We start from the raw sequence: 23,280 nt of genomic DNA, 5'->3' as shown, positions 1-23,280 counted from the left end.
GGTCTGAACACAGGCTGTGATAGAGGGCTGGCCCGCGCCGCCCCGCCGCTTCTTGCCTTCGGACCCGCCCTCTGCTAAGCGCCCGCCCATCCCACACGCGGAGCCGGCCTCATGCCTGAATGAGGCGTTTCCGGTGGTCGTCCGAACTCTCGGCCGACCGCATCCCTCCGCGGCGGATATAACCGGAGAGCACAAGAGCCATGGCCGTCGATTTCTCTATGCGTCAGCTCCTCGAGGCGGGCGCCCATTTCGGTCACCAGTCCCACCGCTGGAACCCGAAGATGCAGCCGTACATCTTCGGCACCCGCAACAACATCCACATCATCGACCTCGCCCAGACCGTGCCGGCGCTGCACCAGGCGCTGCAGGCGGTGAGCGACACCGTCGCCAAGGGCGGCCGCGTGCTGTTCGTCGGCACCAAGCGCCAGGCGGCCGACACGATCGCCGAGGCGGCCAAGCGCTCGGCCCAGTACTACGTCAACTCCCGCTGGCTGGGCGGCATGCTCACCAACTGGAAGACCATCTCGGGCTCGATCTCGCGCCTGCGCAAGGTCACCGAGACGCTGGAGACCGGCGGCCCGGGCCTGACCAAGAAGGAGCGCCTGATGCTCTCCCGTGAGAAGGAGAAGCTCGAGAAGGCGCTCGGCGGCATCAAGGACATGGGCGGCGTGCCGGATCTGCTGTTCGTGATCGACACCAACAAGGAGCAGCTGGCGATCAAGGAGGCGAACCGCCTCGGCATCCCGGTCGCCGCCATCGTCGACACCAACTGCAACCCGGACGGCATCAGCTACATCGTCCCGGCCAACGACGACGCCGGCCGCGCGATCGCGCTGTACTGCGACCTGATCGCCAAGGCCGCCATCGACGGCATCTCGCGCGCCCAGGGCTCGTCGGGCATGGATATCGGCGCCTCCGAGGAGCCGATGGCCGAGGAGCTGCCGGCGAACGACGACGCGGCCGTCACGGTCGAGTCCGATGCCCTCGACCCGGCCGACGTGGCGATGCTCGCCGAGTCGACCGAGCACTTCGAGCTGCTCGCTGCCCCGCGCGGCGCGCCGGACGACCTGACCAAGCTCAACGGCGCCGGCCCGCAGATCGTGCAGAAGCTCAACGACGCCGGCATCTACCACTACTGGCAGCTCGCCGCGATGACCCCCGAGGACGTCGCCAAGGTCGATGCCGACCTGAAGCTCAACGGCCGCATCGACCGCGACTCGTGGGTCTCGCAGGCCCGCGGCTTCGTCGAGGCCGCCGCCGCGGCCTGATCCAACGGGGCTTCGCGGCGGCACCGTCATCGGGCCGTCGCGGATCCAGGCATACCGGGCCCGGCCGCTCACCCGCGCGCCGGGCCTCTCGCATCCAGACCACACGAAAGGGACCGCCATGGCCAACATCACCGCCGCGATGGTGAAGGAGCTCCGGGAGAAGACCGGCGCCGGCATGATGGACTGCAAGGGCGCGCTCAACGAGACGCAGGGCGACATCGAGGCCGCCGTCGACTGGCTGCGCAAGAAGGGTCTCGCCAAGGCCGCCAAGAAGGCCGGCCGCGTCGCCGCCGAGGGCCTCGTCGCCGTCGAGTCCGCCGGCCGCCACGCCGCCGTGGTCGAGGTGAACTCCGAGACCGACTTCGTCGCCCGCAACGACGCCTTCCAGGCCTTCGCCCGCGAGGCCGCCAAGATCGCGCTCAACACCGACGGCACGCTCGAGGGCCTCCAGGCCGCCCATTTCCCGGGCGCCACCGAGACCGTCTCGGAGAAGCTGCAGGCCCTGATCGCCACCATCGGCGAGAACATGAACCTGCGCCGGGTGACCAAGCTCGAGGTCAAGAAGGGCGTCATCGCCTCCTACGTGCACAACCAGATCTCCGAGGGCCTCGGCAAGATCGGCGTGCTCGTGGCGCTCGAGTCCGAGGGCGACGTCGACGCGCTCTCGGCGCTGGGCCGCCAGATCGCCATGCACATCGCGGCGACCAACCCGGTGGCGCTGGACGCCTCGGGCGTCGACGCCGCCACGGTGGAGCGCGAGTCGAACATCCTGCGCGAGAAGAACGCCGGCAAGCCGGACCACGTGATGGCCAAGATCGTCGAGAGCGGCCTGAAGAGCTACTACAAGGAGGTCACCCTTCTGGAGCAGCCCTTCGTGCACGACGGCTCCAAGACAGTGAGCCAGGTCCTCAAGGAGGCCGGCTCCAAGGTCGGCGGCCCCGTGACCCTCACGGGCTTCGTCCGCTACGCGCTGGGCGACGGCATCGAGAAGGAAGAGGGTCCGGACTTCGCCACCGAAGTCGCCCAGCAGGCCGGCCGCGCCTGAGACCGACCGCGAGCGCCCGGTTTGCCGGGCCGTCGTGAGATCAGCCCCGTCCGGCAAGCGCCGGGCGGGGCTTCCCGTTTTCGGGGGCATCGGATCAATCCACGCCGGGTCGTGTTGCGCCGCACACCCCGCTATGCGGCGCCGCGCTAGCTTCCGGGCATGCCTCTGAAGCCCTTCTCCTACCTCATGATCGGCGTGTTCGCCTCCGGCCTCGCCATGACCGTCTTCGGCGCCGTCGGCGTCCTGGCCGGCAGTTGAGAACGGGCGCCGGCGCGACGGGTCGCCGTCACGCCGGCGCCGCATCGACCGGGATCCCGCCGTTCCGGACCCGGACCGCGAAGGCGGCGCAGACATCCTCCACGGCCGCGCGCCGTTCGCGCGGCGCAGGCATTGTACCCACGATCCCCGCCGGATCCGGGCCGGGCCTCTCGACGGCGCTCGGGCGGTTGACGTAGAAGCCTCCCCGCTCACGCGATGCGGGATGGAGCCGGGGGTCCAGATGCCGGAGACGACGCCGTTTCGCCGTATCCTCGTGAAGCTGTCGGGTGAGGCGCTCGCCGCTCCAGACGGCTACTGGTTGCATCCACCGACGCTGGCGGCGCTCGCCGAGGACATCGCCCGCACGATCGAGTCGGGCGCCGAGATCGCCATCGTGGTGGGCGGCGGCAACATGATCCGCGGGGCGCGGATCTCCGCGGCCGGCTGGATCGACCGGGCGACCGGGGATTCGCTCGGCATGATGGCCACGGTGATGAACTCGCTGGCGATCGAGACGGCGCTCAACGCCGCGGGCGTGCAGGCGCGGACCATGTCGGCGGTGTCGATGCCGACCATCTGCGAGACCTACGCCCGCCAGCCGGCTCTGCACCACCTGGACAAGGGCCAGGTGGTTGTCCTCGCCGGCGGCACCGGCAACCCGTTCTTCACCACCGACACCGCCGCGGTGCTGCGCGCCGCCGAGCTGCGCTGCGACGCGGTTCTCAAGGCGACCCAGGTTGACGGGGTCTACTCGGCGGATCCGAAGAAGGATCCGAGCGCCACGCGCTACGACCGCATCACCCACGACGAGGCGATCGCCCGCGACCTCAAGGTGATGGACACCGCCGCCTTCGCGCTGGCCCGGGAGAGCCGCTTGTCGATCGTGGTCGGCTCGCTCCACCCGCCGAGCTCGATCGCCGGGATCCTGTCGGGCGAGGCACCCTCGACCCTGGTGGCGCCCTGACGCCGCCCGAATGGCGCCGCAACCGTTTGCGGCCCTGAAAAAATTCGTCCATTGAGGCCGCGACTGCCCGCGCCGGGCTCAAGACCACGTCAGACGTCTCGGGACGATTCTCATGGCCACACCGGAATTCGATCTGAACGACATCAAGCGCCGGATGCAGGGCGCGGTGTCCTCGCTCTCGAAGGATCTCGGCTCGCTGCGCACCGGGCGCGCCACGCCGTCGCTCCTCGACCCGATCCAGGTCGACGCCTACGGGTCGATGATGCCGATGGCGCAGGTCGCGACTGTCAGCGTGCCGGAGCCGCGGCTCCTGTCGATCTCGGTCTGGGACCGCAGCATGGTCACGGCCGTCGAGAAGGCGATCCGCGAATCCGATCTCGGCCTCAACCCTCAGACCGAGGGGCAGACCATCCGGCTCCGCATCCCCGAGATGAACGAGCAGCGCCGCAAGGAGATGGTCAAGGTCGCCCACAAGTACACCGAGGAGGCCCGCGTCGCCGTGCGCCACGTGCGCCGGGACGGCCTCGACCATCTCAAGAAGCTCCTGAAGGACAGCGCCATCTCGGAGGATGACGAGAAGCGTCAGGCCACCGACGTGCAGAAGGCGACCGACCAGTACATCGCCGAGATCGACGGCGTGCTGGCGTCCAAGGAGAAGGAGATCATGCAGGTCTGAGGCGAAGGGCAGGACGCGCGTGACCTCCGCCGCCGCACCGGCCGCGCGTCCCTCGGGACGGCGCGAGCTGTGGCTGCGCGTCGCCTCGGGCCTCGTGCTCGGCGCCGGCGTGCTGGCCGCTCTGGTCTATGGCGGCTGGCCCTTCGCGGGAATCTGGCTCGCCGCCGCCATCGTCGGCTTCGCCGAGTGGATGGTGATGAGTCGCACCGAGCCGCGCGAGGTGCTGATCGCGCTCGGCGCGGCGACGCTCGCCGCCCTTCTGCTCTGCCAGCGCGGCGGCGCCCCGACGCCGGCCTGCCTCGCGGTGCTGCTCCTGGGCGCCGCGGCCTGCGCCACGGTGGCCCGGACCGGCCGGGGCCGGCTCCGCGCCTTTGTCGGGGTGCTCGGCGCGGCGGCGATCGCTGCGGTGCCGGTGGCCCTGCGCGATGATCCCGCCATCGGCCTCGTCGGTCCGGCCTGGATGTTCGCGGTGGTCTGGTCCACCGACATCGCGGCCTACTTCGCCGGCCGGAAGATCGGCGGCCCCAAGCTCATGCCCCGGGTCTCGCCCAACAAGACGTGGTCGGGCGCCCTCGGCGGCCTCGTCGGCGCGGTTGCGGCCGGGACGCTGGTGCCGGTCGTCGCCGACCTTGCCGGGATGGCCCTGCCCAGCGCCGCCTCCCTGCCGGTGGTGGCGGGCGTGAGCGCGCTCGCTTCCGTCCTGAGCCAGGCGGGTGACCTGATCGAATCCGGTCTGAAGCGCCGCTACGGCGTCAAAGATTCCGGGAAGATCATCCCGGGCCATGGCGGCGTCATGGACCGGCTCGACGGATTCTTCGCGGTCGCCGTGCTGGCGGCCGTCTATCTCGCCCTGCGCGGCGGCGGTCTGATCCCGTGACGATGAGGGAGTTGAACCCGTGACCCAGGTCGTCACCGTCTTCGGCGCCACCGGCTCGATCGGCCGCTCCACCGCCGACCTCCTGGCCCAGCACGCCGACCGGTTCCGCGTCGGTGCCCTGGTGGGCGGCAAGGATCCCGTCGCCCTGGCCAAGGTCGCCCGCGAGCTCAACGCCTCCTTCGCAGCGCTCGCCGACGAGGCCGCCGGCCCGGCGCTGGCCGAGGCCCTGTCGGGCTCCGGCATCCCGAGCGGGGCGGGGGAGGCGGCCGTCATGGAGGCCGCCGCCCGCGACGCCGACATCGTCGTCGCCGCCGTGAGCGGGGCGGCCGGGCTGAAATCCACCCACGCCGCCCTCCGGCTGGGCCGCAAGGTCGCGCTCGCCAACAAGGAGAGCCTCGTCTGCGCCGGCGACGCCTTCATGCGCGACGCCGCCCGCTACGGCGCCACGATCCTGCCGATGGATTCCGAGCACGACGCGCTGAGCCAGGCCCTGGCCGGCCGGCCGCTCGCCGACGTCCGCACCATGATGATCACGGCCTCGGGCGGCCCGTTCCGGACCTGGACGCGCGAGCGGATCGCCGCCGCCTCCGCGGCCGAGGCCGCGGCCCATCCGACGTGGTCGATGGGGATGAAGATCAACATCGATTCGGCGAGCCTGATGAACAAGGGGCTCGAACTGATCGAGGCCCACCACCTGTTCGGCATCGAGCCCGAGCGCCTCGACGTGGTCGTGCACCCGCAATCGGTGATCCACGGCATGGTCTACTGGCTCGACGGCGCGGTGACCGCCGAGCTGGCGCTGCCCGACATGCGCGTGCCGATCTCGCACTGCCTCGGCCTCGGCGACCGCCTGACCATCGAGCGGGGCCGGCCCCTCGACCTCGTGAAGCTCGGTGCGCTGACCTTCGAGGCGGCGGACGAGGCGCGCTTCCCCTGCTTGCGGATTGCCCGCGCGGCGCTGGCCGCCGGCGGCGCGGCGCCGACCGTGATGAACGCCGCCAACGAGATCGCGGTGGCGGCGTTCATCGCCGGGCGGATCGGCTTCTACGGGATCAGCGATCTGGTCGAGCGCGCCTGCACGCACTTCGCCGGCCGGTACCGGACCGCGCCCGCCGACGTCGACGAGGCGCTCGCCATCGACGCCCATGTCCGGGTCTGGAGCGCCGAGGCCCTGCCCGAGCTGCGCGCCGCCGGCTGAACCTCGTCTTCGCTGCGCTCGCGAGGACGGTCGCCGCCAGGGCTGCGCCTCAGCGCGCCGGGCCGTACCCGGCCAGGAACACCCGCACCGCCTCGTCGACCTGATGGCGCATCTCGGACTCGCCGGCGATGCCGCCTGCCGCGAACAGCAGGCGCGTCAGCAGGCCCGCCTGGCAGAGGTGCAGGAAGTGCCGGGCGGCGAGTTCGGTATCGGCGATCGTCAGGCGCCCCGCCAGGACCTGCGCGTCGAGGTAGGTCGAGAGGCGCGCGACCCCGCAGGCCGGCCCCGCCTCGTAGAAGACCTGCCCGAAGCGCGGAAACTTCTCGCAGGCGCCGATCACCATCCGCACCACCGACACGTGCTGCGGCCGGCACATCTCGGCGAGGAAGCTCGTGCCGAGACGCCTCAGCACGGCGGGCACGTCCGGGTCGTCCGCGTCGAGGGTGAACAGGGCCTCCGCGAGGCTGGCCTTCTCTTGGATGATCAGCGCCTCGAACAGGTCCTCCTTGTTCTCGAAGTAGACGTAGAGGGTGCCCTTGGAGACGCCGGCCGCGCGGGCGATCTCGCCCATGCTCGCGCCGTCGAACCCCGACGACAGGAACACCGTCCGCGCGCCCTCGAGGATCTGCTGCCGCTTGTCGCCCTCGTGCTGGGCCTGACCCCGCTCCAGCACCGCACCCTGAGCCATCATCCCGCTCCGCACCGTGACACCGTCACGCTTGACCGAACCGTTCGGTCAAAATAACCTGCGGCTTCTTCGGAGGCGCGTCAAGTCGTGCCTCGTTATTGACCGAACCGTTCGGTCATTGATGTCGAGGCGCTACATGTCCCTTCGCGAGGACGCCGATCGGCTCAATTCCGGTCCCGACGCCCGTATCGAGGCCGCGGACGAGGAGCGCGCGGAACACTCCGCGCCGCCCGCACCGGCCTCCGCCGCGGCGTCTCGGCCGAAGCCCGTGCCGGTCGAAGCGGCTCCGGCGCGCAAGCGTCCGCTCAAGCGTCTCGTCCTGCTCGGCCTGCTGATGGCCGCGCTGGGCGGCGGCGCCTACGAGGGCTGGCAGTGGTGGACCGTCGGGCGGTTCTTCGTCTCCACCGACGACGCCTACGTCCAGGCCGACATCTCGGTCCTCGCGGCCAAGATCCCAGGCTATCTCCAGTCGGTTCCGGTGGTGAACGGCCTCGCGGTGAAGAAGGGCGACGTCATCGCCGAGCTCGACGGCGGCGACTACCGCCTCGCGCTGCAGGCGGCCCAGGACAAGCTCGCTACCCAGGAGAGCACCATCGCGCGGATCGGCCGGCAGGCCGAGGCGGCGCAGGCGCAGGTCGCCCAGGCCGCCGCGCAGCTTGACGCCACCCGCGCCGACGCCGTCCGCGCCCAGGCCGACTTCACCCGGGCGACGCAGATGCAGGCGGATTACGTCGCCAAGTCGCGCATCGACCAGACCCGCGCCGACCGCGACCGCACCGAGGCCTCCGTGAAGGCCATGGAGGCCGGCCTCGTCGCGGCGCGCGCCAACGTCGACGTCCTCCAGGCGCAGAAGCACGAGGCGGAGAGCCTCGCGGCGGAGCTCCGCACCGCCGTCGACCGGGCCCGGCGCGACCTCGACTTCACGGTGATCCGCGCGCCCTTCGACGGGGTGGTCGGCAACAAGGCCGTCGAGGCCGGCGCCTATGTCGGGCCCGGCACGCGGATCGCCGCGCTGGTGCCGCTCCAGAGCGTCCGGATCGACGCGAACTTCAAGGAGACCCAGGTCGAGCGCATGCGTCCCGGCCAGCCGGTCACCGTGACGGTCGACGCCTACCCGGACCGCGAGATCCACGCCGTGGTGGAATCGTTCTCGCCGGCCTCCGGCTCGGTGTTCAGCCTGCTGCCGCCCGACAACGCCACCGGCAACTTCACCAAGATCGTCCAGCGCCTGCCGGTGCGGGTGCGCGTGCCCGAGGAGGTCGCCCGCGAGGGCCTGCTGCGGCCGGGCCTGTCGGCGGTGGTGCGAGTCGATACCCGCACCGGCGCGAACCGCTCCGTCCTCGACCGCGCCTCCGCGGCGAGGCCGGTCAGCACCGCGAGCCGCTGAGACCGGCGATGGCCGCCAGCGCCGCCCTCGCGCCCGGCGCGCCGATCCGCGCCGCCGATCCGCCCCTCGACCGCCGCCGCATGGTGGCGTTCGTCTGCATGGTCTTCGGCATGTTCATGGCGATCCTGGACATCCAGATCGTCTCGGCCTCCCTCAACGAGATCCAGGCCGGCCTCTCGGCTTCCGGCGACGAGATCCCCTGGGTCCAGACCAGCTATCTCATCGCCGAGGTCATCTCGATCCCGCTCTCCGGCACCCTGTCGCGGGTGCTCTCGACGCGCTGGATGTTCGCCATCTCGGCGGGTGGCTTCACCCTGATGAGCCTGATGTGCGCCACCTCCTCGTCGATCGGCGAGATGATCGTCTGGCGGGCGCTCCAGGGCTTCATCGGCGGCGGCATGATCCCCACCGTGTTCGCCGCGGCCTTCACGATCTTCCCGCCCTCGAAGCGGACCATCGTCTCCCCGATGATCGGCCTCGTGGCGACGCTGGCGCCGACGATCGGGCCGACGGTGGGCGGCTACCTCACCGACCTCATGTCGTGGCACTGGTTGTTCCTCATCAACGTCGTGCCGGGAATCTTCGTGACGGTGTCGACCTGGATCCTGGTCGATTTCGACGAGCCCAATTACGGCCTGATCAAATCGTTCGACTGGGCCGGCCTCGCCTTCATGGCCGGGTTCCTCGGCTGTCTCGAATACGTGCTGGAGGAGGGGCCCAACCACGACTGGCTGCAGGACGAGGCGGTCTTCGCCTGCGCGGTCGTCTGCGGGACGTCGGCGCTGCTGTTCTTCTGGCGGGTCTTCACGGCGAAGCAGCCGATCGTCGATCTCAGGGCCTTCTCGGACCGGAACTTTGCCAGCGGCTGCGTGGCGAGTTTCGTGCTGGGCATCGGCCTCTACGGGCTGACCTACATCTACCCGGTCTATCTCGCCCGGGTCCGCGGCTACTCGGCGCTGATGATCGGCGAGACGATGTTCGTCTCCGGCCTGTGCATGTTCGCCACCGCTCCCATCGCCGGCCGGCTCTCCGGGAAGGTCGATCCCCGCATCATGATGGGGATCGGCTTCGTCGGCTTCGCCTGCGGCACGTGGATCGTCACGGGCCTCACCAAGGACTGGGACTTCTACGAGCTGCTCGTGCCGCAGATCCTGCGCGGCTGCTCGCTGATGCTCTGCATGATCCCGATCAACAACATCGCGCTGGGCACGCTGCCGCCGGCGCGGATGAAGAACGCCTCGGGGCTGTTCAACCTGACCCGCAACCTCGGCGGCGCGGTCGGGCTCGCGCTGATCAACACGATCCTCAACGACCGCTGGGACCTGCACCTCGCCCGGCTGCACGAGCGCTTCACCTGGGCGAACACGGCCGCGCTGGAGCGGCTCGACGCGATGCAGCGCGGCTTCGACGCCTACGGCAGCGCCGCCTCCGACATGGCGCTGAAGGCGATGACCAACACGGTGCGGATCCAGGGCCTCGTCATGGCCTTCGAGGACGTGTTCCTGTCCCTCACCGTCCTGTTCCTCGCGATGGCCTGCGCGGTCCCCATGATCCGGCGGCCGAAGGCCGGCGCGGGCGGGGGCGGCGGCCACTGACGGGCGGTCCCCGACGGGCGGGACCGACCCCGCGCGATCGGCCGGTGCGGAATCGGACGGCGCGTGCGACCTTCCGCGGCCGGGCCGCAGGATTGCGTTGGCGGTCGGCACCGCCGATCTGCTAGACAGGGCGGATGGCCGGCCCGAGAAGCCGGCGCCGAGACGGCCAGGATACGGCTTATGGACTTCCTCAACGCGATGGGCGGGACCGCCGGCGGTTTCTTCGGCGCCGTGATCCCGTTCCTGTTCGTGCTCACCGTCGTGGTGTTCGTGCACGAGATGGGCCACTTCCTGGTCGGGCGCTGGTGCGGGGTCGGCGTGCACGCCTTCTCGCTCGGCTTCGGCCCCGAGCTGTTCGGGTTCAACGACCGGCGCGGCACCCGCTGGAAGGTCTGCGCGATCCCGCTCGGCGGCTACGTGAAGTTCCACGGCGACGTGAACGGCGCCAGCATGCCCGATCCCGAGGCGGTCGCTCGGATGAGCCCGCACGAGCGGGCGATCAGCTTCCCGACCCAGCCCGTGTCCAAGCGCGCCGCGATCGTCGCCGCCGGCCCGGTGGCGAACTTCATCCTCGCGATCCTGCTCTTCGCCGGGGCGATCTGGCTCGGCGGTCGCTACGAGCTGCCCGCCCGGGTCTCCTCGGTGGAGCCGAACAGCGTTGCCGCCCAGGCCGGCTTCCAGCCGGGCGACGTGATCACCGCCATCGACGGCGAGAAGATCGGCGACTTCAACGCCATGTACCGCACGGTGACGGGCAGCGCCGGCACGCCGCTGACCTTCACGGTCGAGCGCAACGACCAGCCGATCACGATCCAGGCGACACCCGCGACCTTCGAGGAGAAGACGCCGTTCGGTCGCCACCGGATCGGCCGGCTCGGCATCCGATCGCCCGCGGGCTCGGAGGCGCGGCTCGTCCATTACGGGGCGCTCGACTCGCTCAATCTCGGCGTGAAGGAGACCTACTTCGTCGTCGAGCGGACCTTCTCGTATCTCGGGAAGCTCGTCACGGGCCGGGAATCCGCCGACCAGCTCTCGGGCCCAATCGGCATCGCCCGCGTCTCCGGAGAGGTCGCCAAGACCGGCGGCGTCGGCGGGCTGGTCGGCTTGATCGCCCTGCTCTCCGTCTCGATCGGCCTGCTGAACCTGTTCCCGGTGCCGCTGCTCGATGGCGGCCACCTGCTGTTCTACGCCTTCGAGGTGGTGCGCGGCCGTCCGCTCAGCGAGCGGGCCCAGGAGATCGGCTTCCGCATCGGCCTCGCCCTGGTGCTGATGCTGATGCTCTTCGCCGCCTGGAACGACATCCTCAACCTCGGCGCTTCCTGGCGGAACACCTGATCCGGGGTCGGCGGGGATCCCGGGACTCCCGCCGGATCTCCACCGGAAACGCCGCCCCAATCCCGCCGCGATCTCGCCCGGACACCGCCCGGATGCCGCCGCGGAGACGCGTCGAAACGGGGTTAAGAGCGCGTTCACGGGATCGGGAGCGTGGCTGGAAAGTCCCGCTGGGCCAGGCGTTTACGGGGCGTTCACCATGATCCGCGGTTTGCCCACAAGCTGACCGCAGCGTTAAGTGGCGCGAAGGCCACGACCCCCCAAAATCCCCTGACGATGGCCTCCCGCGCGTTTGCTTGGCAGGGGAATCCCGCTAAGAGCTACGCTTGGACCGAAGCCACGCTTGGACCAGGTGACGGGACGGCCGATCAACGGTCGCCTGTGACGGGCTAACCCCCGCGACCAGAACAGAAACGGGCGATTGCATGATGTCGTTGACGGGGAAGCCCCGACGTAAGTCGGTGCGGAAAACCATCGTCCTAGTCACTGCCGGTCTGGGTGTCGTCCTGAGCGGGGCTGCCCAGGCGCAGCAGATCGTCGTCCAGGGCAACCAGCGCGTCGATGCCGACACGATCCGGTCCTACGTGACCGGGACCGCGTCCGGCTCCGCCGAGGAGGCCCGCCGCAACCTGCTCGCCAGCGGGATGTTCTCCGACGTGAAGGTCGCCCAGTCGGGCGGACGCACGGTGGTGACCGTCCGCGAGAACAACCTGATCAACCGCGTTGTCTTCGAGGGCAACAAGAAGATCGAGAAGGCTACCCTGGAAGGCGTCGTCGAGGCCAAGGCCCGCGGGCCGTACAGCGAGGCGATCATCAACGCCGACCTCGCGCGCATCCGCGACGTCTACAAGCGCTTCGGCCGCGGCACCGCCAAGGTGACCTACCGGACCGTCGACCTGCCCAACGGCCGCGTCGACGTGATCTACCAGATCGACGAGGGCGACAAGACCGGCATCCTCTCGATCAACTTCGTCGGCAACAACGCCTACTCGGAGCGGACGCTGAAGGGGCTGATGAGCTCCTCGGAGATGAACTTCCTGTCGTTCATCAAGACCTCCGACGTCTACGATCCCGACCGCATCACCAACGACCTCGACCAGGTCCGCCGCTACTACCTGAAGAACGGCTACGCCGACTTCCAGGTGGTCAGCGCCGACGCGCGCTACGTCGAGGGCGAGAAGTCCGGCTACGTCATCACCGTCACGGTGAACGAGGGCGAGCAGTACAAGGTCGGCGCCGTCCAGGTGGATTCGCGCCTGCCGGGCCTCGACACCACGAAGCTCGACACCGACATCGCGACCTCCGTGGGCGACATCTACAACGCCGACGACGTCGAGAAGACGCTCAACAACGTCACCCGCGAGGTCAACCGCGCCGGCTACCCGTTCGCGCAGGTCCGCCCGACCGGCCAGCGCGACCCGGCCAGCCACCAGGTCTCCCTGGGCTTCGTGGTCGAGGACGGCCCGCACGTCTACGTCGAGCGCATCAACATCCGCGGCAACACCCGCACGCGCGACTACGTCATCCGCCGCGAGCTCGATATCGCGGAGGGCGATGCCTACAACCGCGTGCTGACGGACCGCGCCGAGCGGCGCCTGAACGGCCTGGGCTTCTTCAAGAAGGTCCGCTTCTCCAACGAGCCGGGCTCCGCCCCGGACCGCGTGGTCATCAACATCGACGTTGAGGATCAGCCCACGGGCTCGTTCTCGGTGGCTGGCGGCTACTCCACCCAGGACGGCATCATCGGCGAGGTCTCGGTCTCCGAGTCGAACTTCCTCGGCCGCGGCCAGTACGTCCGCCTCGCCGGCACGGGCGGCCAGTACTCGCGCGGCGTCGACTTCTCGTTCACCGAGCCGTACTTCCTCGGCTACCGCCTCGCGGCGGGCTTCGATGCCTTCTACAAGTACTCCGACCTGACCCGGTACTCGCGCTACGAGACCACGGTCTACGGCGGTCAGCTGCGCCTCGGCCTGCCGATCACCGAGGAGTTCGGCATCACGCTGCGCTACTCGCTGTACAACACCGAGCTGAAGGTGCCGAACACCCTCAAGCGGCCGTATAACGACTGCTCGATCCCGATCCCGGGCTACACCGCCACCTACGCGGCCGGAACGATCGACCCGAATACGGGCCGGAACATCGGCGGCCAGTCGATCTACCCGAACTGCGCGTATGACGGCGAAGCCTCCATCGCCATCAAGGGCTCGCAGGGCAACACCCTGACCTCGCTGGCCGGCCTGACGCTCGCCTACTCGACCCTCGACGTTATCGGTGCGCCCCGCAACGGCCTCTACGCCGAGCTGAAGCCCGACGTGGCGGGCCTGGGCGGCGACTCGAAGTTCTTCCGCGTGACCGCCGACGCGCGGTACTACAAGGAGATCTTCGAGGACGTGGTCGGCTTCATCCGCTTCCAGGGCGGCCACATCTCGTCGCTCAACAACGACCCGCTGCGGGTGACCGATCAGTTCTTCCTCGGCCCGTCGCTGGTCCGCGGCTTCGCGCCGAACGGCATCGGCCCGCGCGACGTCGGTATCGCCGACGCCCGCTCGAACGCGATCGGCGGCTCGACCTATGTCGGCGGCACCCTCGAAGTTCAGTTCCCGCTGCCCCTCGTTCCGCGCGATCTGGGCCTGAAGGGCGCGCTCTTCGCCGATGCCGGCACGCTGTTCGGCTATCACGGCCAGCGGAACTTCAACGTGAACGGCGACGCCTTCATCAACGGCATCTCGCCGACGACCGGGAAGTGCAACTTCAACGCCTTCACGATCGGCGTGGAGCCGGAATGCGTGAACGTCCGCGACACGGCGGCGATCCGCTCCTCGATCGGCGCGTCCATCCTGTGGAACTCGCCGCTCGGCCCGATCCGGTTCGACTACGCCTACGCTCTGTCCAAGGACGAGGGTCAGAAGGTGTTCGTCCCGATCCTCGGCAAGTACGGCCATATCGGCGCGGATCAGGTCCAGGCGTTCCGCTTCTCCGGCGGCTCGCGCTTCTGATAAAAATCCCGCGCGCCGGCCGGATTGTCCCGGCCGGCGCGTTGTCCAACATGTCAGATCCCATTTTCTTCGCCGCCGCCACCGGCCTCACCCTGGCCGAGATCGCGGCGGCCGCCGGCACCGGCCTCCCCGAGGGGGCGGATCCGGATCGCCGGTTCGGCGGCGCGGCCTCCCTGGAGAGCGCCGGTCCGGACCATCTCGCCTACATGGACAACGCCCGCTACGGCGACGCCCTCGCGGCGACGCGGGCGGGGGTGTGCCTCGTCTCCCCCCGCTTCGCGGCGCGCTGCCCCGCCGGGACCGTCGCCCTCGTCAGCCGCGATCCCTACCGCGCCTACGCGGCCCTGCTCGGCCGACTCCATCCGGACGCCCTGCGTCCCGGCTCCCAGTTCGCCGTCCGCGGCGTCGCCTCCGGCGCCCACGTCCACCCCGAGGCCCGGCTCGAGGACGGCGTCACGGTCGATCCCGGCGCGGTGATCGGGCCGGGGGCCGAGATCGGCGCCGGCACGGTAATCGGGCCGAACGCCGTGATCGGCCCGGGCGTCCGCATCGGGCGTGACTGCGCCATCGGTGCCGGCACGACGCTGAGCCACGCGCTCCTCGGGAACCGGGTGATCCTCCATCCCGGTGCCCGGCTCGGCCAGGACGGGTTCGGCTTCGCCATGGGGGTCACCCACCTCAAGGTACCCCAGGTCGGGCGGGTCATCGTTCAGGACGATGTCGAGATCGGCGCCAACACCACGGTCGACCGGGGCGCCTCGCGCGACACGGTGATCGGGGAGGGCACCAAGATCGACAACCTCGTGCAGATCGCCCACAACGTCGTGATCGGGCGCCACTGCGTCATCGTGTCGGGGGTCGGCATCTCGGGCTCGACCACGCTGGAGGATTACGTCGTCCTCGGCGGGCAGGTCGGCGTCGTCGGCCACCTGCGCATCGGCCGCGGCGCGCAGATCGCCGGGTCGTCCAACGTCAACCGCGACGTGCCGCCGGGCAGCCGCTGGGGCGGGACGCCGGCCAAGCCGGTGCGGGCGTGGTTCCGCGAGCTGACGACGCTCGCGCGCCTCGCCGAGCGCTCGGTCAAGGACACCGCCGACGACGACGCCTGACCGGGAAGGCCTTGCGCTTCCGGCGATTTCTTCCGAAGAGGGCGGTCGGTGCGCCGAGGGCGGCCGGATTGCGGGCCGCCGAATGCGGCAAGTCGAGGTGCGGATTTCGATGAGTGAGGCGGCGCGCGAGACAGGCACCGAGCTGGGTACAGCCGATATCCAGACGCTGCTGGAGCTGCTGCCGCACCGCTACCCGTTCCTGATGGTGGACCGCATCGTCGAGATCGACCGGGACGAGTCCTGCGTCGGCATCAAGAACGTCACGGCGAACGAGCCGCAATTCATGGGCCACTTCCCGGACATGCCGGTCTTCCCGGGCGTGCTCCTGATCGAGGGCATGGCGCAGACGGCGGGCGCCATCTGCTGCCGCCACATCCGGGCGGATGGGCGGAACACCAAGCAGGTGTTCTTCATGACCATCGACAAGTGCAAGTTCCGCAAGCCCGTCACGCCGGGCGATCAGGTGCGCTTCCACATGACGAAGCTGAACCAGCGCCGGACCATGTGGTGGTTCCGCGGCGAGGCCCGGGTCGACGGCACGCTGGTCGCCGAGGCCGAGATCAGCGCCATGCTGGTGACGGAGTGACCGCGCCCTTCATCCACCCGAGCGCCGTGATCGAGTCGGGCGCCCGGATCGGCGACGGGGCCCGGATCGGCCCGTTCTGCCATGTCGGGCCCGAGGTCGTGCTCGGCCCGGACTGCGAACTCGTCAGCCACGTGGTGCTGGCCGGCCGCACCACGATCGGCCCCCGCACCCGGATCTTCCCCTTCGCGTCGATCGGTCACCAGCCGCAGGACCTGAAGTACCGGGGCGAGCCCTCGACCCTGACGATCGGCGCCGACTGCCTGATCCGCGAGGGCGTCACCATGAATCCCGGCACCAGTGGCGGCGGCCTGGAGACCGTGGTCGGCGATCACTGCACCTTCCTGGCCAACTCGCATGTCGGGCACGATTGCCGGGTCGGCGCCCACGTGATCTTCTCCAACAACGTCATGCTGGCGGGCCATTGCAGCGTCGGCGACTACGCGATCCTGGGCGGCGGCGCCGCCGTGATCCAGTTCGCGCGGGTCGGTGCGCACGCCTTCGTGGGCGGCCTGTCCGGCCTCGAGAACGACTGCATCCCCTACGGCATGGTGCTCGGAAACCGGGCCTACCTGTCGGGCCTCAACATCATCGGGCTGCAGCGCCGCGGCTTCGCCCGCGAGGACATCCACGCGCTGCGGCGCGCCTACCGCCTGCTCTTCGCCCCCGAGGGCACGCTGATGGAGCGGGTGGAGGACGTGGCCGCGACCTTCGAATCCCACACGGCGGTCCGCGAGATCCTCGACTTCATCCGCCTCGGCGGCAAGCGCTCGATCTGCACGCCGCGCGAGATCCCGACTCCGATCAGCGCCGCCTGAGCGGCCGGACCGTGACCGAGGTCGATCCCGCACCCGAGGGCGCCCTGGTCCTGATCGCCGGGGCAGGGCGCCTTCCGGAACTCGTCGCCGAGTCGCTCCGCCGGGCACGCCGGCCGTTCCGGGTGATCGCGCTGCGCGGCTTCACCGGGCCGGCCCTGCGAGCCGGGGCCGACGCCACGGTCGACCTCCTCGATCTCGCCGCCACTCTAAAACTGCTGCGGCGCTGGGGTCCGGCGGTCGTGGTGCCGGCCGGCGGCGTCTCCCGCCCGAGCCCGGCCGCGATCCTGAATGCCGGGGCCGCCCTGCGCAACCGCGAGGCCCTGCGGGCGATCGCCGGCGGGGGGGACGACCGCCTCCTGCGGGCCGCCGTCACGCTGGTCGAGGAGGAGGGCCACCGGGTCGTCGGCGTCCACGAGGCCGCGCCGGACCTGCTCTGCCCGCACGGTCCCCTCGGGCGCCGGGCCCCGGACTCCGAGGCGGTCGCCGCGATCCGCACCGGGCGCGGCGTCCTGGACGCCCTCTCGCCCTACGACCTGGGGCAGGCGGTGGTTCTGGCCGGGGACAGGATCCTCGCGGTCGAGGGACCGGAGGGCACGGACCGCATGCTCGCCCGGGCGCGGGCCCTGGGACGCCGCCCGTTCGGGTTCGGCCGGGCGATGCCCGCCACCGTGCTGGTGAAGGCCCCGAAAGTCGGCCAGGACCGTCGCATCGACCTCCCGGCCATCGGTCCGCGGACCGTGCGCAACGCGGCCCGGGCGGGCTGCGTCGGCCTCGCCCTCGAGGCCGGCGGGACCCTGGTCATCGACCGCACGGCCACGGCCGCCGAGGCCGACCGCCTCGGCCTCTTCGTGGTCGGCTACGGAGGAGCGCCGTGACCGGCCGGCCCCGGACCATCTGGCTCGTGGCCGGCGAGGATTCCGGCGATCAGCTCGGCGCCAAGCTGATGCGCGCCCTGCGCGAGGCCGCGCCCGACACCGTCTTCGGCGGCGTCGGCGGTGAGGCCATGGCGGAGGCGGGGTTCGCGTCCCTGTTCCCCCTCGATGACGTCGCGGTGATGGGCTACCTGCCGGTCCTCGCCCGCGCCCGGACCCTGCTTCGGCGCATCCGCGAGACCGTGGCGGCGGCGATCCGCGCCCGTCCCGACGTGCTGGTGATCATCGACAGCCCGGGCTTCACCCACGCGGTGGCGCGGCGGGTGCGCAAGGCGGCCCCCGGCATCCCGATCATCGACTACGTGTCCCCGAGCGTCTGGGCGTGGCGGCCCTGGCGCGCGAAGGGCATGCGACCGTTCATCGACCACGTTCTGGCCCTGCTCCCCTTCGAGCCCGACGCGCATCTCCGACTCGGCGGCCCCCCCTGCACCTATGTCGGGCACCCGCTGATCGAGCGGCTCCCGGAATTGCGGCCCACCGAGGCCGAGCAGGGGCGACGCGACGCCGTTCCCTACAGCCTTGTGGTCCTGCCCGGCTCCCGCCGCTCCGAGATTGAGCGGCTGATGCCGGTCTTCGGTGCGGCGCTTGCACGCGTGGCGGAGAGCATTCCGGTGGAGGCGGTGCTGCCCGCCGTGACCCGTCACAGGGCCTTGATCGAGCGGCTCGCCGGAGGCTGGGCGGTGCCCGCCCGCATCGTGACCGGCGAGGCGCCGAAATACGCCGCCTTCCGCGAGGCCCGGGCGGCGCTCGCCGCCTCCGGCACGGTCACGCTGGAGCTGGCGCTCGCGGGCGTCCCGATGGTCGTCGCCTACAAGGTCTCGCGGGCGGAAGAGCTCATCGCCCGCCGGCTGATCCAGGTCCCGAGCATCGTGCTGCCGAACCTGATCCTCGCCGAGAACGCGATGCCGGAATTCGTCCAGGCCGATTGCACTCCGGAGCGCCTCGCGAGCGCCCTGCGGCCGCTCCTGGCCGGCGGGGCCGGCCGCGACGTCCAGCTCGCCGCCCTCGGACGGATCGACGGGCGGATGCGGCTCGCCGCGGAGGACACGCCGAGCCGGGCCGCGGCGCGGATCGTCCTGCGCGCGGCCGAGGGAGCGGGGCCGGATCCGGCGGCGTGACGGCGCCGCTCAGCCGGCGCGGCGGCCGCAGCGGATATAGGTCGACGTCCCGCGGCTGCTCGACCAGGTCAGACGCTCGCCGTCCACCTGCAGGCGGACCTGCGACGACCAGCGGCGGCCGCGATCGCTGCACTCGGCGGCGGTGACCCAGGCGGTGCCGCTCCGCCGCACGTCGTGGAAGAGGCAGAGCGTGCGGCCCGCGCGGGCGCGGTCCTGCGTGATCGTGGCCGGGATGTAGCCCCGGCGCCGCGACCGGGCCCCGCAGGCCTCGGGTGTCGGGCCCCAGACACCCACATACTCGGCCGCGGTTGCGGCGGCGACGGGCGCCGGCCGGGCATTCGCCGTGACGGCGGCCGTCTGCGGCAGCGACGGGGCCGTCGGGGCCGCCATGGCGGTCTGGCCGGGCGGCTCCGCCGGGAGCGCGAGTGGGTCGGGCTCGTCGAGCGTCACGACGCGGCGCGCGGCGCGGGGGCCGGCGGACCCCGCCGCGGAGGGGCTCGCTTCCGGCATCGACGGGCGGAACGGCAGATCCTCGGTCAGGTAGGCGGCGCTGTAGGCGAACAGGCCCACCCAGCCGAGGATGAGGAGCGTCGGCAAGGCGAGGCGACGCCAGGAGCCGGAACGCGCCCCGTCGCCCGGATCCGCCAGCACCACCGCCCCCATGGTCCGCCCCCCTCTCGTCCGATCAGCGGCCGAAGATGCCCTTCAGGAACTGCGCCGTGCGGTTGCGCTTGCGCTTGCGCTCCAGCTCCGAGGCGTCCTTGAGCCACGCGACCTGCACCACGCGGCGCTCGCCCTCGAAGGGCTCGTGGCCGTGCCAGGAATTGTCGGCCCGCAGGAACGCGAACATCGTGCCCATGGTCGGCGGGACCTCCACCGCGAACGGCTCGTAGTTGCGGCCGTCGTAGAGCACCCGCAGTCGGCCGGCGGCCGGGGCATCCCAGGCATCGTTCATATAGACGAGCAGGGTGAGCACCTTCGATGGGCCGTCCGTGTGGATCGAGCCGTATTTCAGCTGGCTGCGGCGCATGATCGTGGTCAGCCGCGGGCAGGACACGAGGTCGATGCCGAACTTCTCTCCGAGGATCTCGGAGAAGGCGTCGCTCTCCAGCTCGTCGATCAGCGCCTTGAAACGTCCCTTCAGGGCGACCTCATCCACGGTGAGGTAGCCGGGCTTGGCGATGTCCGGGAAGTCGCGCCGGATGTCGTCGATCGCGTCGGGATTCAGGACGTTGCTGCCGAGCGTGTACGCGTAGGGCTCGCGGGATACCGGCGCGGCGCGCACGGCGGAGATGTCGAGGATCGAGAGAGCGGACATCGCTGGGTCCCTTGGCTCCGGCGCCGGTCGGCCGGCACGCGGGGCGCCGGAGACGCGTGCCGGAGGGCCGGTCGCGCCGTCGTGCCGGGGCCGCCCGCGCAGGCGTCCACGATCACAAATCTACAGCTGCTTTCGGCAATCCCGGAATCTCCTAATCCGCCGATTGCGGCGGTCCGACGGCGAAAGCAGCCTGGTGGCGCATTCCGGTGACAGTCTCGGACGGCCTGCTTGTGCAGGATGGTGCCAGACCCGCGGGCTTTCTTCCCGGGTGCGTACCGGAATCCGTGCCCGATGAGGCCGTTGGCCCTCGCTTTGCTGTTCACCCACCTCGCTGCCGTCGCGGCCGGGCTGGAGGCCCGTGCGCAGTCTCGGCCGCCGCGCGGCTCGATGACGGCCCGCATGACCTGCTCGGAGGCGATGGCTCTGGTGAAGAACGAGGGCGACGTCATCATCGCCGCGGGGGGGGCACCGGAGCGCTTCGTCAGCAATCCCGGTCAGTGCAGCGGCTCGGAGATCGCCGAGCTGCGCTTCGCACCGACGCGGGACAACCCGCAATGCCCGATCGGCTACCATTGCCGCGAACCCGGCTTCGAGGAGTGGAACTGGTAGCCGCACCGCCCGCGTAAATCGCCGCACCGCCGGAACGTGACCAAAGTTTCACGCGACAGCGCGGGCACAGTGCCACTATCTGGCCATCTGCCGGGGCCAAGGCCGCCGGCGGCGTCCTGGGCGGGCGCGCACGGATGGGGGATCGACGGTGGCAGCACTCAGGACCGGACTGGGCATCCAGGCCGTGCTCACGGCCCTGGCCGCGCTGATCCTGCTGGCGTTTCCCGGAATCCCGAGCCCGCCGCTCTACGTCTCCCTCGCCGGCTTCGCCATGGCGGGCATCCTGATCGCCGCGAACGGCATCTCGGCCTACCTGAAGGTCTTCGTCTCGGTCTACGGCGTCGGCTACCTGCTGCTCGCCGGATCGAAGACGATCGCCGCCATGGGGCTGCTGCCGCCCGTGATCGCGGCGCTGCTCCCGCCCGCCTTCGCCGCCACCGGCGCGGTGGTTTTCGCCGCCATCGTGCTCGGCATCTCGTATCTCGAGCCGATCCGCGCGATCACCAACATCGCCGACCCGTATTTCGCCAATCGCGACAAGCCGACGAAGGAGATCGGCCTGTTCCGCTGGTTCGGCACCACCGAAGGACGGATCGGCCGCAACCTCGTGGCGCTCTCGATCTTCGTGAACTTCGCCGATGTGGCGCTGACGCTGCGGTTCAATTTCTTCTACCGCGACATCTACAACTCGCTCCAGGAATACAACGCGAGCGCTTTCTGGTACCAGCTCCTCTGGGTGTTCGTCCCCCTAGCCACGCTGAACATCGCCATCGGCATGTTCGACCTGTTCGTGGATTCCTCGCTGCTGATCCGTTGGCGCACGTGGCTGACCCACAGCCTGTACGAGCGCTGGCTCGGCAACGGCACGCATTACCGGATCCCGTTCACCGACGAGGAGGCGGACAACCCGGATCAGCGCATCCAGGCCGACGTCAACAGCTTCATCGTGCAGACCACGACGCTGTCGATCCGGCTCCTCAGCCAGGCCGCGCAGCTCGTGTCGTTCATGGTCATCCTCTGGACCCTGTCGCGCGACTTCGTGGTGCCGTTCACCGACACGGTCATCCCGGGCTTCCTGGTCTGGCTGGTGATCGCCTACGCGGTGGTCGGCACGTGGCTCACCCACCTCATCGGCCGGCCGCTGATCGGGCTCGACTTCCGGCAGGAGCAGGTCGAGGCGAATTTCCGCTTCGCGCTGGCCCGGAACCGCATCTACTCGGAGCAGATCGCCCTGCTGCGCGGCGAGCGGGCGGAGGCCTCGCGGCTCGCGACGCTGTTCCACAGCGTCATCGACAACTACGTCGGGATCATCTTCCGGCGCATCAAGCTGATCGCCTTCACGTTCAGCTACCGGCAGGCGAGCGTGATCTTCCCGATGGTGCTGGCGGCCCCGTCCTTCTTCGCCAAGAAGATCACGCTGGGCGCGCTCCAGCAGACTTCCCAGGCCTTCGGGCAGGTGCAGAGCTCGCTGTCGTTCTTCGTCGACTCCTACACGACGCTGGCGGCCTACAAGGCTAACACCATCCGTCTCGGCTCCTTCCGCCGGGCCATGACCAAGGCCGAGGCGCTGGAGGCGGCGGGCTACGGGCTGGTCCAGGGCAACGAGAGCACCGGCGACGTCACCGCGCGCGATCTGGTCCTCGCCCTGCCGAACGGGCGGCCGATCGTCACCGCCGACGCGCTGACCCTGCCGCGCGGCGGCGCCACCCTGGTCACCGGTCCCTCCGGCTCGGGCAAGTCGACCCTGTTCCGGGCGATCGCGGGGATCTGGCCCTTCGGCAAGGGCCGGGTCGACGTGCCCGCCGGACAATCTGCCCTGCTGCTGCCGCAGCGGCCCTACATCCCGCAGGGCACGCTGCGCGGCGCCGTGGTGTACCCGAACACCACCGACCAGTTCTCGGACGCGGCGATCAAGGCCGCCCTGACGTCTGCCCAGCTCGCCCACTTGGTCGACCATCTCGACGAGAGCGACACCTGGGAGCGGCGGCTGTCGGGGGGCGAGCAGCAGCGGCTCGCCATTGCCCGCGCGCTGCTGGCGAAGCCCGAATGGCTGTTCCTCGACGAGGCGACGGCCTCGCTCGACGAGCCCTCCGAGGCGGCGCTCTACCGGATGCTGCGCGAGCAGCTTCCCGGCACGACGATCGTGTCGATCGGCCACCGCTCGACGCTGCACGCCTTCCACGACCGGCGCATCACGCTCGAGCCGGAGAGCGGCGTGTTCGTCCCGCGGGTGCAGAGGCAGCCGCTTCCGGCGGAGTAGGGCAAGCCACTTCCCGCGCCTCTCCCGATTCCCGCTGTGCGGGCGACACCTCTATCGGTTCCGGTCGATGTGTTCGCCACCGGCGTCATTGCGAGCGCAGCGAAGCAAACCCGTCGGCGCCCCGATCTCAGCGGTCGCGCCGCCCTGGCTCACGTCGCTTCACTCGTGATGACGCTGGTGGACGCCCCAATCGAAGCGTTCGAGCGGAACCCGTATCACTCATCCAGGCTGGCACACTCGGCAGCGCGG

20 protein-coding genes are annotated in these 23,280 nt (G+C 70.5%); 17 read left to right on the top strand and 3 right to left on the bottom strand.

What is annotated here, in order from left to right:
* Positions 1-200 precede the first annotated feature (200 nt).
* The 6 genes from MOTC310_RS15220 (at position 201) to dxr (ending at position 6,286) form a co-directional block, all read left to right on the top strand.
* Positions 201-1,268: a 30S ribosomal protein S2 gene (locus MOTC310_RS15220; protein WP_020092974.1), complete on the top strand. Its 1,068-nt coding sequence runs from the start codon at positions 201-203 to the stop codon at positions 1,266-1,268.
* 118 nt (positions 1,269-1,386) lie between these two features.
* Positions 1,387-2,313, top strand: a complete 927-nt coding sequence (gene tsf / locus MOTC310_RS15215; RefSeq protein WP_042676079.1) for a translation elongation factor Ts — start codon at positions 1,387-1,389, stop codon at positions 2,311-2,313.
* A gap of 499 nt (positions 2,314-2,812) precedes the next feature.
* Positions 2,813-3,535, top strand: a complete 723-nt coding sequence (pyrH, locus tag MOTC310_RS15210) for a UMP kinase (RefSeq protein WP_331302375.1) — start codon at positions 2,813-2,815, stop codon at positions 3,533-3,535.
* A 112-nt stretch (positions 3,536-3,647) separates the two neighbouring features.
* Positions 3,648-4,211 (top strand): ribosome recycling factor, encoded by a 564-nt coding sequence (gene frr, locus MOTC310_RS15205; RefSeq protein WP_020092978.1) that lies wholly within the window; start codon positions 3,648-3,650, stop codon positions 4,209-4,211.
* Positions 4,212-4,230: 19 nt separating this feature from the next.
* Complete coding sequence (locus tag MOTC310_RS15200; protein ID WP_331291095.1) at positions 4,231-5,088, top strand: phosphatidate cytidylyltransferase; 858 nt, start codon at positions 4,231-4,233, stop codon at positions 5,086-5,088.
* 19 nt (positions 5,089-5,107) lie between these two features.
* Complete coding sequence (gene dxr / locus MOTC310_RS15195; protein ID WP_331302374.1) at positions 5,108-6,286, top strand: 1-deoxy-D-xylulose-5-phosphate reductoisomerase; 1,179 nt, start codon at positions 5,108-5,110, stop codon at positions 6,284-6,286.
* 49 nt (positions 6,287-6,335) lie between these two features.
* On the opposite strand, the gene MOTC310_RS15190 is transcribed toward dxr, so the two are convergent.
* Positions 6,336-6,974, bottom strand: a complete 639-nt coding sequence (locus tag MOTC310_RS15190; RefSeq protein ID WP_331291144.1) for a TetR/AcrR family transcriptional regulator — start codon at positions 6,972-6,974, stop codon at positions 6,336-6,338.
* Positions 6,975-7,110: 136 nt separating this feature from the next.
* On the opposite strand from MOTC310_RS15190, the gene MOTC310_RS15185 reads away from it, so the two are divergent.
* The 9 genes from MOTC310_RS15185 to lpxB all read left to right on the top strand — a co-directional run bounded on the left by MOTC310_RS15185 (position 7,111) and on the right by lpxB (position 18,844).
* On the top strand, positions 7,111-8,361 hold the full coding sequence (locus MOTC310_RS15185; protein ID WP_331302373.1) for an HlyD family secretion protein: 1,251 nt from the start codon (positions 7,111-7,113) through the stop codon (positions 8,359-8,361).
* Positions 8,362-8,369: 8 nt separating this feature from the next.
* Positions 8,370-9,956 (top strand): DHA2 family efflux MFS transporter permease subunit, encoded by a 1,587-nt coding sequence (locus MOTC310_RS15180; protein WP_331291098.1) that lies wholly within the window; start codon positions 8,370-8,372, stop codon positions 9,954-9,956.
* A 180-nt stretch (positions 9,957-10,136) separates the two neighbouring features.
* The gene (locus MOTC310_RS15175; protein WP_331302372.1) at positions 10,137-11,291 is read left to right on the top strand and encodes a M50 family metallopeptidase; all 1,155 of its coding nucleotides are present in this window, start codon (positions 10,137-10,139) and stop codon (positions 11,289-11,291) included.
* A 422-nt stretch (positions 11,292-11,713) separates the two neighbouring features.
* On the top strand, positions 11,714-14,284 hold the full coding sequence (gene bamA, locus MOTC310_RS15170) for an outer membrane protein assembly factor BamA (protein WP_331302371.1): 2,571 nt from the start codon (positions 11,714-11,716) through the stop codon (positions 14,282-14,284).
* 50 nt (positions 14,285-14,334) lie between these two features.
* The gene (lpxD, locus tag MOTC310_RS15165; protein ID WP_331302370.1) at positions 14,335-15,393 is read left to right on the top strand and encodes a UDP-3-O-(3-hydroxymyristoyl)glucosamine N-acyltransferase; all 1,059 of its coding nucleotides are present in this window, start codon (positions 14,335-14,337) and stop codon (positions 15,391-15,393) included.
* A 109-nt stretch (positions 15,394-15,502) separates the two neighbouring features.
* A complete protein-coding gene (gene fabZ / locus MOTC310_RS15160) occupies positions 15,503-15,979 on the top strand; it encodes a 3-hydroxyacyl-ACP dehydratase FabZ (protein ID WP_012320377.1) in 477 nt (158 codons plus the stop codon).
* A complete protein-coding gene (gene lpxA, locus MOTC310_RS15155; RefSeq protein ID WP_331302369.1) occupies positions 15,976-16,794 on the top strand; it encodes an acyl-ACP--UDP-N-acetylglucosamine O-acyltransferase in 819 nt (272 codons plus the stop codon). The genes fabZ and lpxA overlap by 4 nt, the downstream gene beginning before the upstream one ends.
* Before the next feature lie 11 nt (positions 16,795-16,805).
* The gene (locus MOTC310_RS15150; RefSeq protein WP_331302368.1) at positions 16,806-17,669 is read left to right on the top strand and encodes an LpxI family protein; all 864 of its coding nucleotides are present in this window, start codon (positions 16,806-16,808) and stop codon (positions 17,667-17,669) included.
* Positions 17,666-18,844 (top strand): lipid-A-disaccharide synthase, encoded by a 1,179-nt coding sequence (gene lpxB / locus MOTC310_RS15145; RefSeq protein WP_331302367.1) that lies wholly within the window; start codon positions 17,666-17,668, stop codon positions 18,842-18,844. Before MOTC310_RS15150 ends, lpxB begins: the two co-directional genes overlap by 4 nt.
* Positions 18,845-18,853: 9 nt before the next feature.
* Here the strand turns inward: lpxB and MOTC310_RS15140 are convergent, their stop codons facing one another.
* Both MOTC310_RS15140 and MOTC310_RS15135 read right to left on the bottom strand, forming a co-directional pair.
* Positions 18,854-19,507: a peptidase inhibitor family I36 protein gene (locus tag MOTC310_RS15140; RefSeq protein ID WP_331302366.1), complete on the bottom strand. Its 654-nt coding sequence runs from the start codon at positions 19,505-19,507 to the stop codon at positions 18,854-18,856.
* A gap of 22 nt (positions 19,508-19,529) precedes the next feature.
* A complete protein-coding gene (locus MOTC310_RS15135) occupies positions 19,530-20,162 on the bottom strand; it encodes a 2OG-Fe(II) oxygenase (RefSeq protein WP_331291104.1) in 633 nt (210 codons plus the stop codon).
* Positions 20,163-20,453: 291 nt separating this feature from the next.
* On the opposite strand from MOTC310_RS15135, the gene MOTC310_RS15130 reads away from it, so the two are divergent.
* Complete coding sequence (locus MOTC310_RS15130) at positions 20,454-20,771, top strand: hypothetical protein (protein ID WP_331302365.1); 318 nt, start codon at positions 20,454-20,456, stop codon at positions 20,769-20,771.
* A 148-nt stretch (positions 20,772-20,919) separates the two neighbouring features.
* Positions 20,920-23,031, top strand: coding sequence for an ABC transporter ATP-binding protein/permease (locus tag MOTC310_RS15125; RefSeq protein WP_331302364.1), 2,112 nt, complete (start codon positions 20,920-20,922; stop codon positions 23,029-23,031).
* The last annotated feature ends 249 nt before the right edge of the window (positions 23,032-23,280 follow it).

It is taken from the genome of Methylobacterium oryzae (genome assembly GCF_036441375.1).
GTDB classification, from domain to species: domain Bacteria; phylum Pseudomonadota; class Alphaproteobacteria; order Rhizobiales; family Beijerinckiaceae; genus Methylobacterium; species Methylobacterium oryzae_A.
This window is presented reverse-complemented; position numbering and strand designations above follow the sequence as displayed.